Here is a 12,658-nt window from a genome sequence, read left to right on the forward strand (position 1 = left end):
TCCCTCACAGCTCGTCGATCTCGGTCGGATTGGCCAGGTAGGCGACCTCGTCGTCGGTCGCCGCGCCGCGCAGCACCCACACGTCGTCGATCTGGCCGGCCCAGTTCTGTCCCGCCGGGTACGCGCCGCCGCTCCTGGCCCGGCCCAGTTGCAGCGAGGAGATCGGGGCGAAGACGCGGGTGCCCTCCCGGTAGGAGACCGTCGGCGCCTCCGCCGCGGCCTCCAGCACGCCGTTGACGTAGAGCGAGACCCGGCTGTCGAAGCCGTCGAAGACCACGGCCAGGTGGTCCCAGTCGCCGAACCCGCTCTGGTGGAAGGAGGAGTGCTCGACCGTCGCCACGCTCGCGCCCGCGCCGTCCTTGTTCGGGACCTCCAGGACGTACCGGCCCTTGGCGGCGTCGTAGCGGACGGTGATCGCGCTGTTGGTGGCGCCGGCCAGGCTCAGCACGGTCATCGACCGCGCCGGTACGCCCGCCGTCTGCGCCCAGGCCGAGACGGTGAAGCTCGCGGCCGTGTCCGCCACGGGCCCCGACGCCGAGGCGTAGTCGCCGTCGCCGCCCGGCAGATCGAGCGCCCCCGCCACCTGCCCGGACGGCGGCGTGACGATGCTCAGCCCCGGGCCGGTCACGATCCGCGCGCCGCCGGCCAGCGTCAGCGGGTGCCCGGGCGTGACCGGCGCGGAGTCCGCGCTGACCGGCGGCGTGCCGGTGGCCTGGTCGACCCGCCAGCGACCGGTCACGTCGGACTTGACGGTGAACAACGTCCTGGCCTCCTCCGCCGAGACGACCCGGTCGAACAGCCGTACGTCGTCGATCGCGCCCGGCCAGTAGTCGCCCATCACGCCGTTCCAGCGGGCCCGGCCGAGTTGCAGGCCGCCGGTGGAACGCCAGGGCTCGGCCATGTCCACGCTGCCGCTGTCGACGCCGTTGACGAGCAGGCGCAACTTCCTGGAGACCGCGTCGTGCACGGCGACCAGGTGCGTCCACTGGCCGGGGACCGCCGCGGCGGCCGAGTAGACCGTCGCCGTCGTGGGGGACATCGCGTCGGCGGCGGTGACCATGAAGCCCCACTTGTTGGTGCTCGCCCGGTACTTGAGGTAGAAGCCGCTCTGGGTGAGCCCGTCCTGGCTGACCACGCTGACGTCCTTGGCCGGGAGCGTGGCGGGCAGCCGCACCCACGCCGAGACCGAGTACGTGCCGCCGGTGTCCACGACCGGGTCGGCCGTGGCCGCGTAGCCGGTGGAGCCGTTGAACTGGGCGGCCTTGCCGACCTGGCCGGGCACGCCCAGGGTGAGGCCGGACGCGGTGGCCGTCGGCGGGGCGCTCTCGCCGTAGACGCGCGAGCCGCCGGCCGGCTCCTCCATCCGCCACATCGCCGCCGCGCCCTGCGGCACGGTCCCGGCCGCCAGGGCCGCGGCCTCCTCGTCGGACACGGCCCTGCGGAGTACGGCGACCTCGTCCACGTCGCCCGGCCACCAGTTGGCGTAGCCGCCGTCGTACAGGCTGCGGCCGATCTGGAAGGCGCCCTGGGCGTCCAGCACCGAGGCCACCGGGGTCTCGGCGACCCGGGTGCCGTTGACGTACAGGCGCAGCACCTTGGCCGTGGCGTCGTAGACGCCCGTCAGGTGGGTCCAGGTGTCCAGCTCGGGCAGGGCGTTCGCGCCGGCCCTGGTCCACGGGCCGCTGCCGCCGCGTACGTCGCCGGCCGGCGTCTTGAACACCCAGCCGTTGGGGGCCGGGTCCACGCCGAGCTGGAACCCGCTCTGGGTGAGCGCGTCCTGCGCCAGCACGTTGTAGTAGCCGTCGTTCCGGCGCAGCCGTACCCACGCCGAGACCGTGAAGCCCGCGCGGGTGCGCACCAGCGGGACGGACGTCGCCGCATACCCGCCGCCGAGTCCGTCCAGCCGCAGGCCGCGCCCGGTTCTGCCCTCGGCGCCGAGCGTCACGCCGGCTCCGGCCAGCGCCGCCACGCCCGGCGTGTCGGCGGTGAGCGCGGTCGCGCCCGCCGGTTCGTCGAGCTTGAGCCTGGCCTGCTCGGGCGCGCCCTCGCTGACCCAGAAGCTGTGGTCGCCGATGGAGAAGTTGCCGGCGGCGTCCCATACGGTCACGTACAGGGTGTTGATCCCCGGCCGGGTGGGCGCCTGCCGCACGAGCTGCGGGTTGGCCGTACGGGCCTGGGCCGAGGCGGGATCCGGCGTGGTGTTGAGCGCGTAGGCGAACTTGACGACCTCGGGGTCGAAGGCGAGGGAGAAGCCGCCGTACCTGCCGACGCCGTCGCGGGCGACCGTGTCCGGGTCGTCGGGGTTGAGCGCCGGGTACTCCGGAGAGCTGATCTGCGGCGTGCGCGGGGCGGTCGGGTCGTAGCGCAGGTAGCAGGCGGTGGCGTCGCCCGCCCAGCTCCACGGGCTCCACGCCGCGCCGTCGTAGGTGCGCACCATGTAGCTGAACCCGGCGCCGACCGGGATCAGCCCGGACGGGATCTGCACCGAGAACGACGACTTCTTCGAACCGGCGGCCGACTGCTTCTTCGGCGTCGTGGTGTGCCAGTTCTTCTCCACGCCCTGCGCGTCCGTCCACACCACCGCGAACTCGGCGCTCAGCTTCTCGCCCTCGGTGCCGCTGTTGTCGGGGTCGGTCAGGTTGTCGGCGTAGATCATCGGGATCCGGTTGACCGCCGTGGGCTTGCCGTACACGGCGCACGGGCCGCCGGGGCTGGAACGCAGCTGGCTCATCTTCGGCTGCGGCGGCGGGGTGTTGTAGTACACGCGCAGGACGGCGTCGCCGTCGAAGCGCTTCCAGCCGTACTCGTCGTCCTCGTGGCCGGCCCGCAGCCCGAACGTCGTGGCCGACCAGCCCTTGGACGCGGCGGCCTTGACCGCGCTCAGCACGTTGAACACCACGTCGCCCGCCGGACAGCCGGTACGGCCCTTGGCCACGTCCCGGTAGGTCAGGTAGTCGGCCCAGTTGTCCTTCGTGGAGTTCCAGGTGGACGTCGTACCGAAACCGGTGGCCCGGTAGATGTGCACCGAACGGCCGTCGCACGAGGGCGCGTACGTCTCCTTGACCGAGAACTCCGCCGAGATGATCTGCTTGCCGGAGAACCGGCTGGTCGGCATCCGGTAGAACAGCCGTTTGACGAACGAGCTGCCGCAGTACGCGCCGGCCGGCGGCAGGCTGATCGGGCAGCGGCCCATGCCCTCCTCCTTGAACCCGTAGTCCTCCCATCCGCCGCTGGAGACCATGAGGTTGGCCGACTCGCCGGGGGAGTACCAGACCGGGTCGATGTAGACGGGGAACACCGTTCCTGGCGAGGTGAGCATGCCCTGGTCGGGCGTGAGGGTCAGCGCGCCGTCCCCGGTGGCGGCGGGCATCACGGCGACCTTGGAGGTGTCGCCGGGCGCGGCGGCCGAGGCGGCGCGCAGGCCGTCGTCGACCGCGCCGGACCTGGCCAGCAGGCCGGCGGGAGCGCTGGAGTCCCACATGCGCGGCGGCGCGGCCGTGAACAGCTCGCCGCCGCCGGCCGCGTCGGTCACCGACTGGCGGCCCCGCGCGTCGGCCGACACCCGCAGACCGGGCGTGGTCAGCCCGAACCGCAGCCGGCGCAGCCGCGGGTCGCGGGCCGCGGCCGGGGTCTTGACGACCAGCACGTGCGAGGCGCCCCTCGCGCTCACCTGCACGCGCAGGTCCACGTCCGGGCCGAGCACGCCCCGGTACAGGGCCGTGTCGCCCTGGAGTTCGGGCGCGGGCAGCGTCCCCGGCCAGGTGAGCGACATGGTCCGGCCGGCCCTGGTCAACGCCAGCATCGCGCCGTCCCCGCCGCCCGACAGCCGTACGCCGACGGGCGCGGCCACCGGCCCCACCGAGCCGTCCTCGGCCTTGACCAGGGTGGTGTCGACCGGCGCCCAGGCGCCGTCCTTGAGCGTGCGGACCGGGAACAGGTGCTCGGTCGCGACGAAACCGCCGCCCGGCTGGGCGTACACCTCCCGGGCCTCGCCGCGCAGCCCGAGCACCTCGACGGGCCGGCCGCTGCGTACGGCCTCCGCCGCCGCCTCGGTCTCGGTCACGTGCGGCCCCGGCTCGGGGGCGGCCCGCCCGGCGGGCCCGGCATCGGCCCTGGACGGAACGGTCAGCAAGGACAGCGCGAGCACGCTCGCGAGTGCCGCGCTCCAACGTCTTCTCACGGGTGCTCCTCGGCTCCGGCCCTGTTGGAAGGCATGCCGGGACCCCGGGACGACCCGGGGCACGGCGATGCTGAGAGCTGCCAAGAAAGTAGGACCGAAGGCATGACGGTGGCGTCAGCCCGTGGGTTGAGAAGATCGTCAACTTTGGCGGTACGATCCCGCCGCCGTCGGGAGAGGGCCCGTCAGTCGCCGGCCTCGGTGCTCACCGCGTCGGAGGCCGGCGGCTTGATGGACACCTTGGCGCCCCAGCCGGTGAAGCGGCTGTCGATCGTGATCGTCCTGCCTTCGAGGGCGCTGGTGTCGAGCACCCCCGTGGCCGCGTACGACGACTTCACCCTGCTCACGAGCCCGGCGGAGGTCAGCGTGAGCGTGTAGGAGACCTTGGTGTCGTCGTGCATGCGCAGCGGGATCGAGGCCCCGAACCAGCGCGACGCCTTCTCCAGCTCCTTGAAGGTGATCCTGCCCGTGAGCGTGCGCCCGCTCAGCTTCCCCTTCTTCACCAGCGCCGCCAGCGTCTTGGGCTCGACGGGGTTGATGACCTGCCCGTAGAAGGCGCTGCCGCCGCCGAGCAGGCCGTTGCCCTTGTACCAGGACTTGCCCTCGGGCAGGCGGTCCGCCCACATGCCGCCCGAGGTGTAGCTGACGTTGCCGATGCTGATCGTACGCTCGCGGGGGCGGCCCACGGGGGTGGCGGTGATGTCGGAGGCCGCCACGCCCTTGGCGTTGAACTGGAACGTGCCCTTGCGGCTCTGGAACTTGTTGTTCTTGCCGCCCGAGAGCGTGGTCGTCTCGGTGAACCGCACGCCGTGCCCGGAGGTGAGCACGGCCTTGAGGGCGCGTACGGGATCCTTGGGGGCCGCCTGGGCGGGGACGGTCGCCGTCAGCAGGCAGCAGGAGGCCGCGAGGGCCGTGATCATGGTCTTCTTCACGAGCTGTGATCTTGCCGCAGGCCGGTCACGACCGGGGCACGACCGCCTCACGCCTGTAGGTGGCACCACGTCGGGAAGAGGCGTCAGCCTCATTCTCCGGCCCCTGCCGGCTTCCTAGCGTTGTCCCCATGAACGACGAACATCTCGGCGAACCCCGGCAACCATGGCGCCCCCCGCGGAAGAAGCGCATCTGGCCCTGGGTGGTTCTGATCATCGTGGTGGCCGGAGTGCTGATCAACATCACCCTGACCATCTGACCGCCATGGACAGCGACACCACCGAAGCCCTCGTCGCGGCCGGGATCGTACGGGTGCGCGGCACCGGCCGCCACGCCCGGCACGTCCTGCGCGATGTCGGCCTGACCGTCCGGCGGGGCGAGTTCGCCGCGCTGATGGGCCCGTCCGGGTCGGGCAAGAGCACCCTGCTCAACTGCCTGGCGGGCCTGGACCGGCCCGACTCGGGCACCGTGCGGATCGGCGGGACCTGCCTGACCAACCTCGACGAAGCCGGTCGTACGGCCTTCCGCCGGGAGAACCTCGGCTTCGTCTTCCAGGACTACGGGCTGTTCCCGAACCTCACCGTGGCCGAGAACATCGAGTTGCCGGCCCGGGCCGCGGGATCACCCGTCGACCCGGCCTGGCGGCAGGCCCTGCTGGCGCGTACCGGGGTCCGGGAGTGGACCGACCGGCGGCCCGGCACGCTGTCGGGCGGGCAGCAGCAGCGCGTGGCCATCGCCCGCGCCCTGCTCACCCGGCCGCGCGTCGTCATCGCCGACGAACCGACGGGCGCGCTGGACACGGTCACGTCGGCGCAGGTCCTGCGGTTGCTACGTGGCATGGTCGACGAGTTCGGGCAGACGGTGATCATGGTCACCCATGACCCGGTCGCGGCGGCGACGGCCGACACCGTGCACTTCCTCGCCGGCGGGACGATCGTCGAGACGGTCGCCGGGGCGACCGCCCGGACGCTCGCGCTGCGCCTGTCCGACCCGGTGGACGCCGCGTGAGCCCGCCCCTGATGATCCTGCTCCGCGACCGCCGGCACGTCGCGGTCCTGCTGTGCCTGGCGGCGGCCTGCGCGCTGCTCATCGCCTCGGGCAGTCTGCTGGAGTCCGGTCTGTCCGGCGCCGGGCGGCCGCATCGCCTGGACCGCGCCGACATCGTCGTCGGCGGCAGCCGGTCGGTCACCGTACCGGGCTCGGAACACCCGGAGTCGGTGGCGCTGCCGGGCCCGGCGCGCATCCACCCGGACACCGTCCGCACGGTGACCGGGTTCGCCGTCCGCCACCGCCTGGAGGTCGTGGCGGACCACACCGCCGCGGCCCTCGCCGGCCCCGACCTGACGGCTCAGGCCGAGACGCACGCCTGGTCAGCGGTACGGCTGGGCACGGCAGGACTCGTGGCGGGCGGGGCCCCGCGGGCAGGGCAGGTCGTCGTGGAACGTTCGTGGGGACTCGCGCCCGGTGACCCCTTCCCGATGCGTACGGGCGCCGGACTGTCCACCTACCGCGTCTCCGGCGTCCTCGGCTCGGCCGGCACACCACCGGCGGTCTACCTTCCCGACGCCCAGGCACGCGAGCTGGCCGGCTCCGACGACCCCACGCTGCTGGGACTGCTCCACGCGAACGGGCCCGCCCGCGACCTGCGCGATCCCGCCGACGACCTGCGCGACCAACTGGACGGGCTCCCGGTGGAGGTGGCCACCGGCGACGATCGGGCCGCCGTCGAGGCACCGGCCGCCGCCGCCGCGCGCGACGACCTGGTCAGCATCGGCGCTTCCCTGATCGCCGTCGTGCTGCTGGTCACCGTGATCGTCGTGGCGGCCACGACGACCTCCGTACTGGAGGCGCGCCGCCGCGAGATCATGTTGCTCCGCACCCTGGTCGTGACCCCGCGCGAGCTGGTCGGGCTGACGCAGGCCGTCCACCTGGCCGTCGCGGGAGCGGCCGTGCTGCCCGGCGTGCCGCTGGGCCTGCTGGCCACCCGCCTGTCGCGGTCGGGGCTGGAGCTGGCCGGGATCGTTCCCGAGGGGCTCGGGTTCGGCGCCGGGGCGGCCACGGTCCTGTCGGCCGTCGCGTTGACGGCGGGCATCTCGTCACTGGTCGCCTGGGCCACCGTACGACGCCTGGCCGGCCGGCCGCCGGCCGAGCTCGCCCGTGCCGACGACACCGGCTCCTACCGGACCAGGCCCGTCGTCGCGGTCGCCGGGACGCTGCTCGTCCTCGTGGGCGTGGCCGGCTCACTCGCGCCGCTGGCCTGGGACGGGATGGCCGGGGTCGCCGTGGGCGGCGCCGGCGGGCTGCTGCTCGTCTTCGGGGCCGCCGTCGCGGGCCGGCCGGTCCTGTCGTGGGCGATCCGGGCCGGGGCGCGGGTGCTGGGCCGCCGTACCGGGCACTGGCTCGCCGGCGCGCTGGTACGCGGGTCCGCCGCGCGGCTCGCGACGCTCGGCGTGCCGCTGGTGCTCGGCATGTCGCTGGCCCTGGTCCAGGTGTCGGTCCCGGCCACGCTGGCCTCCTCGGCCCGGAGCAACGCCGGCCGCGCCTACGTCGCCGGGGCAGCGGTGACGTCCGCCGCAGGAGTGCCCGCGGCGGGGGCCGGGGGAGTGCCGATGGCGCGCCAGCAGGTGTCGGCCTGGGTGGAGGTCCTCGGCAGCCCGGAGGACTTCGCCTTCTCCGCCGTCGGGTTCGCCGGGCCGGTCGAGGACGTGCTGGACGTCCCGGTCGTGGAGGGATCCTGGGACGGCTCGCCCCTGGCCCCGGGAACCGCGGTGGTGAGCCGGTTCGCCGCCGCCACCCTGGGGTTGCCGGCCGGCGGACGTCTGCGGTTCGTCCTCGGCGACGGCACCGTCACCGAGGCCCGGGTACGGGCGGTCCACGACGCGGGCCAGGGCGCGGCCGACATCGTGCTGCCGTACGGGCAACTGGTGGCCCACCGGCCGGCCGGCGGGATCGGCGCCGGGGCCGCGGACGCGGTCCTGTACGCCTCGCCACCGGCGGTGGCGCCCGGGTCACGGGTCGTGGACGTGGGCGACAGCCTCGGCACCCCGGACCCCGGCACCGCCGTGCTCGTCAGCGTGCTGCCGCTCCTGGCGCTGTTCTGCTACATCGCGATCTCCGTCGCCGGCGCCCTGGCCCAGGCGATGGGGGCGCGGCGCCGGGAGTTCCGGGTGTTGTGGCAGCTCGGGATCGACGCGGCGACGCTGCGCTCGGCGGTGCTCGCGGAGGCCGTGGTGCTGGCCGCGGCCTGCGTACTGGTGGGCACCGCCGTCGCCCTGATCCCGCTGACCGCGATCGCGGTGGGGCTGAGCGGCCGCCCGCTGCCGGGGGTCCCGATCTGGTTCCACGTCCTGGTCTCGGGCGCCGCCGGCCTGCTGGCTATCATGGCAACCCTGCTGTCAGGACGCTGGGCCGTCGCGCACCGTGATCATGTCTGACCGCGCGGAGAAGGGGATCCCGTCCATGGCTTCAGGGCACCGGCCCGCGCCCGGCGAGCGGTGGCTGGTCACCGTCCGCGGGGTCTCCTATCTCACGTCGGGGGCCTTCGCGTCCGCGGCGGCCCTGGCGCTCATGATCCCCGCCGCGGCCGGGGTCCTGCGCGGGCGCATGTTCTCCCCGGTGGCCGGCCTTCTGGGCTGGGAACGGCGGCGCGTCGGCGTCGTCCTGCGCAGCCTGGTGCCGGGGCGGCACGTCGTCCCCTGGCGCGCGCTGCTCTGGTTGTGCTGGCAGGCCACCGGCGGCCTGGCGATCGCGCTCGTCGCGGGCTACCTCCTGCTCGGCGGCATCAACGCCCTGACCTTCCCGATCTGGTGGGCGCTGATCGGCGCTCCTCCGGTGAGCCCCCTGCCCGGCGTCCTCGTGACCGGCTGGCCGACCGCGGCACTCATCCCGGTCATCGGCCTGGCGTACGAGGCCGCGCTCCTGGCGACCGCTCCCTGGGCCGCCGCCGGGCTGGCCCGGCTGTCGACGTCCCTGCTCGGCATCCCCCGGACGCGGGCACGCGACGAGCAGCCGGACCCGACCCGCGGCGCGGAGCTGCGGCGCATCGAACGCGCCATCCACGACGGCGTGCAGGCACACCTGGTCAACGCCTCCGTGCTCCTCGGGATGACGCGCACGCTGGGCCCGTCGACGCCGCAGGGGGCCGAACGGATCGACCTCGCGCGGGGGGAGATCGCCGCCGCCCTGTCCGCGCTGCGCGGCATCATCGACACGGTCTATCCGCCCGTACTCGCCGACCGGGGGATCGAGGGCGCGGTCCGCGCGCTGGCCGGGTCCTGCGGGATCCCCTGCGCGGTCGAGTCCGACGAACTCGGGGACGTACCGGCCGAGATCGAGGCGGCCACCTACTTCGGCGTCGCCGAATGCCTGTCCAACGCGGTCAAGCACGCTCGATGCTCGCAGATCCGCGTACGGCTGAGGCGGGACCCCGACCGGCTGCTGTGCGAGGTCGTCGACGACGGCGTCGGCGGGGCGGCCGTCGCCCGCGGGGCCGGCGGCGCGGGCCCTCAGGCGAGCGGGCTGGCGGGGCTGGCGGAGCGGATCGACGAGTTCGCCGGCGTGCTGCGCATCAGCTCTCCGGCCGGCGGGCCCACCCGGATCAGCTGGGAGCTGCCGTGCGTGTCCTGATCGTCGAGGACGACGTGCTGCTCCGCGAGGGGCTGCGGCTCATCGTGGAAGGCCGCGGCCACCAGGCCACCTGCGTGGGCGACGCGACCGCGGCCTCCGCCCTGCTGCGCGAGGCCGCGCCCGACGTGCTCCTGACCGACATCCGGCTGCCGCCCTCCCACCGCGACGAGGGCATCCAGCTCGCGTTGTCGGCCCGGGAACGGTACCCGGAACTCCACGTCCTGGTGTTGTCGGCCTACGTCGAGACCCGGTACGCCGCCGAGCTCTTCCACACCGGCCGGGCCGGCACCGGATACCTGCTGAAGGAGCGCATCGGCGACGTCCCGGACTTCCTGGCGGCCCTCGAACGCGTCGGCGCCGGCGGGTCGGCGATCGACCCCGACGTGGTGGCCAAGGCGTTCCGGCGCAGGAACTCCACGCTGGAGAGCCTCAGCGCCCGCGAACGGGACGTCCTGGAGGCCGTCGCCGAAGGGCTCAACAACGCCGAGATCGCCACCCGGCTCGTCGTGACCGAGAGCGCGGTGAACAAGCACATCAGCAACATCTTCGCCAAGCTCCGGCTGGTGGACGGATCGGGCAACCGCAGAGTCCAGGCCGTGCTGACCTACCTCAACGAGATGGGCACCTGACCCCGGACCGCACGGCCGCGGCCGGTCAGGGGCGGATGCCGAAGGGGCCGAGCAGGCCGGCGTCGATCCGCATGGACTCCAGCAGGCCGAAGGCGTTGTCCTCGGTGAACACGTCGGCGGCGGCCAGCGTGCCGAGGTAGCCGTCGACCAGGGTGCGCCACGGATACGTCATGGCGACGTCCTGGGCCCGCAGCCAGCCCGGGATGTCCTGGGAGATGGCGACGTTCTTGAACGGCACCCAGCCGGGATAGAGCACGTCGACCACCATCAGGGTCCTCTGCTCGGGGGCGTAGATGAAGATGTTGTCGGGTGAGTGGTTGGGGCCGTCCGGCGGCGGCGTTCGAGGAGGGCTCGCCCGTCGCGAGCTGGAAGACCCTGCCGTCCTGGTACGTCGTGGCGACCGCCGACCAGGCGATCCATCCCGCCGCCCAGCGGTTCACGGCCGAGCGCGCCGGGGCCGACACCATCGAGGTCGACGCCTCCCACGCGATCGCGCTGTCACGACCGGCAGCCGTGGCCGGTCACATCCGCACCGCCGTGACCGCCACCCGGGCGGCCGGACACCCCCATCCGGCCTGACCGCCGTGACCCTGAGGAGCAACCGATGACCGCACCGACCGTTCCCGTCATCTTCATCCACGGCCTCTGGCTGCACGCCACCTCCTGGTCCTCCTGGACCGAGCTGTTCAGGGCCGCCGGCTACGACGCCTCGGCCCCCGGCTGGCCGGGCGACGGCGAAAGCGTCGAACTGTCCAGGAAGGCCCTCGACAACATCGCCGACCACGGCATCGACGACGTCGTCGCCCTCTGCCGCTGTCGGCGTTGCGCTCGACCCTGCCGGTGTTCAGGAACCCGGCCAACAAGCACCGGGCCGTCTCCCTCACCCTCGACCAGTTCACCTACGCGTTCGGCAACGCCATCCCGGCGCAGGAGGCCGCCGAGCTGTACGACCGCTGGACCATCCCCGCGCCGGGCAAGCCGCTGTTCGAGGCCGCTGTCGCCAACTTCTCCCTCCATTCGCCCGCCGAGGTCGCCACCGGCAACGACACCCGGGGGCCGCTGCTGCTGATCGCCGGCGGCAAGGACCACACGGTCCCCGAGACGGTCACCGAGGCGACGCTCAAGCAGTACCGGGGCTCGGCCGCGGTGACCGAGATCCAGCGTTTCCCCGACCGCGGTCACTCCCTGACGATCGACCACGGCTGGCGCGAGGTGGCCGAGGCGTGCCTGACCTGGCTCGCCGGGAAGGACCTGTAGACCCGCGGCGTCACGGGCGAGATCCGGGAGGCGACGACCTGGCGACGGCGTCGAGGAAGCGGGTGCCCCAGTCGCGCAGGTGGTCGAGGAACTCCGGCGGTCCGAGCACCTCGAACTCGGCGCCGACGTTGCCGAGCGCCTGCGTGGGCCAGTCCAGGCTGGTGGAGATCATCGTGAGCCGGCATCGGTCGTCGGCGACCGGTTCGACCTCACCCCATTGGCCGACCATCCGGCGTACGTGCCCGGCGGGCGCGTGGACCAGCGCGACGACCGTGTGAGCGGCCGGAACCCGGGCCGCGGTGCGTACGAACGCGGCGGCGTCCCCGCCGGGCAGCGGCCGCGGCCGGAAGGGCACGCCGGTGTTGCGCGGCTGGGCCAGCCGGTCGAGGCGGAAGCTGCGCCAGTCGTGCCTGGTCAGGTCGTAGGCCACCAGATACCAGCGGCCCCCGAGCGCGACGAGGCGATGGGGCTCCACTTCGCGTCCGGTACGCGCGCCGCCGCGCGTGGTGTAGTCGAAGCACAGCCGTTCCTGGTCCCGGCACGACTGGGCGATCAGCGTCAGCACCTCCGCCGGGATGACCGGCCCGCCGGAGGCCGCCGAGACGGTCATCGCGCGCAGCGCGTTCACCCTGGTCCGCAGGCGGGGCGGCAGGACCTGCACCACCTTGGTCAACGCGCGCACCGCCGCCTCCTCCAGCCCCGAGATCCCGCTCTGCGCCGCGTCCCCCATGCCGACCGCCAGCGCGACCCCCTCCTCGTCGTCGAGCAGCAACGGCGGCAGCACGGCCCCGGGCTCCAGCTGGTAACCGCCGTCGGTGCCCCGGGAGGCGTGCACCGGGTAGCCCAGCTCGCGCAGGCGATCGACGTCCCGGCGCAGCGTACGTTCCGACACGCCGAGCCGGTCGGCCAGGTCCGCGCCCGGCCAGTGGCGGTGCGTCTGCAACAACGACAGCAGCGTGAGCGTGCGGGAACTGGTGTTGGCCATGTCGCCATTATCAGCGTACTTCCGGTCAAAAACTGGCCGGAAGCCCCCCTAATG

At 73.7% G+C, this 12,658-nt stretch carries 11 protein-coding genes; 7 read left to right on the forward strand and 4 right to left on the reverse strand.

The genetic code is table 11. The features are described 5' to 3' along the window. Positions 1 to 4: 4 nt before the first annotated feature. On the reverse strand, positions 5 to 4,180 hold the full coding sequence (locus IEZ27_RS15085) for a LamG-like jellyroll fold domain-containing protein (RefSeq protein ID WP_189647756.1): 4,176 nt from the start codon (positions 4,178 to 4,180) through the stop codon (positions 5 to 7). A gap of 182 nt (positions 4,181 to 4,362) precedes the next feature. After that, positions 4,363 to 5,109 (reverse strand): hypothetical protein, encoded by a 747-nt coding sequence (locus IEZ27_RS15090; RefSeq protein WP_189647757.1) that lies wholly within the window; start codon positions 5,107 to 5,109, stop codon positions 4,363 to 4,365. Positions 5,110 to 5,237: 128 nt separating this feature from the next. On the opposite strand from IEZ27_RS15090, the gene IEZ27_RS54955 reads away from it, so the two are divergent. The 5 genes from IEZ27_RS54955 to IEZ27_RS15110 are packed head-to-tail and all read left to right on the forward strand — an operon-like array spanning position 5,238 to position 10,362. Then, on the forward strand, positions 5,238 to 5,366 hold the full coding sequence (locus IEZ27_RS54955) for a hypothetical protein (RefSeq protein WP_268246061.1): 129 nt from the start codon (positions 5,238 to 5,240) through the stop codon (positions 5,364 to 5,366). A gap of 5 nt (positions 5,367 to 5,371) precedes the next feature. Continuing rightward, the gene (locus IEZ27_RS15095) at positions 5,372 to 6,115 is read left to right on the forward strand and encodes an ABC transporter ATP-binding protein (protein ID WP_189647758.1); all 744 of its coding nucleotides are present in this window, start codon (positions 5,372 to 5,374) and stop codon (positions 6,113 to 6,115) included. After that, entirely contained in the window at positions 6,112 to 8,541 is a 2,430-nt protein-coding gene (locus IEZ27_RS15100; protein ID WP_189647759.1) for an ABC transporter permease, read from the forward strand. The genes IEZ27_RS15095 and IEZ27_RS15100 overlap by 4 nt, the downstream gene beginning before the upstream one ends. 25 nt (positions 8,542 to 8,566) lie before the next feature. Beyond that, complete coding sequence (locus IEZ27_RS15105) at positions 8,567 to 9,733, forward strand: sensor histidine kinase (RefSeq protein WP_189647760.1); 1,167 nt, start codon at positions 8,567 to 8,569, stop codon at positions 9,731 to 9,733. After that, the gene (locus IEZ27_RS15110) at positions 9,721 to 10,362 is read left to right on the forward strand and encodes a response regulator (RefSeq protein ID WP_189647761.1); all 642 of its coding nucleotides are present in this window, start codon (positions 9,721 to 9,723) and stop codon (positions 10,360 to 10,362) included. The genes IEZ27_RS15105 and IEZ27_RS15110 overlap by 13 nt, the downstream gene beginning before the upstream one ends. Positions 10,363 to 10,387: 25 nt before the next feature. On the opposite strand, the gene IEZ27_RS15115 is transcribed toward IEZ27_RS15110, so the two are convergent. Then, on the reverse strand, positions 10,388 to 10,630 hold the full coding sequence (locus tag IEZ27_RS15115) for an MBL fold metallo-hydrolase (protein ID WP_229823991.1): 243 nt from the start codon (positions 10,628 to 10,630) through the stop codon (positions 10,388 to 10,390). A 41-nt stretch (positions 10,631 to 10,671) separates the two neighbouring features. Between IEZ27_RS15115 and IEZ27_RS15120 the strand changes: the two genes are divergently transcribed. Both IEZ27_RS15120 and IEZ27_RS15125 read left to right on the forward strand, forming a co-directional pair. After that, on the forward strand, positions 10,672 to 10,941 hold the full coding sequence (locus tag IEZ27_RS15120) for an alpha/beta fold hydrolase (RefSeq protein WP_189647762.1): 270 nt from the start codon (positions 10,672 to 10,674) through the stop codon (positions 10,939 to 10,941). A 243-nt stretch (positions 10,942 to 11,184) separates the two neighbouring features. Further along, the gene (locus IEZ27_RS15125) at positions 11,185 to 11,619 is read left to right on the forward strand and encodes a dienelactone hydrolase family protein (protein WP_229823992.1); all 435 of its coding nucleotides are present in this window, start codon (positions 11,185 to 11,187) and stop codon (positions 11,617 to 11,619) included. A 10-nt stretch (positions 11,620 to 11,629) separates the two neighbouring features. Here the strand turns inward: IEZ27_RS15125 and IEZ27_RS15130 are convergent, their stop codons facing one another. Beyond that, positions 11,630 to 12,604: a helix-turn-helix transcriptional regulator gene (locus tag IEZ27_RS15130; RefSeq protein ID WP_189647763.1), complete on the reverse strand. Its 975-nt coding sequence runs from the start codon at positions 12,602 to 12,604 to the stop codon at positions 11,630 to 11,632. Positions 12,605 to 12,658 lie beyond the last annotated feature (54 nt).

It is taken from the genome of Nonomuraea spiralis, from assembly GCF_014648435.1.
Classification (GTDB): Bacteria; Actinomycetota; Actinomycetes; order Streptosporangiales; family Streptosporangiaceae; genus Nonomuraea; species Nonomuraea spiralis.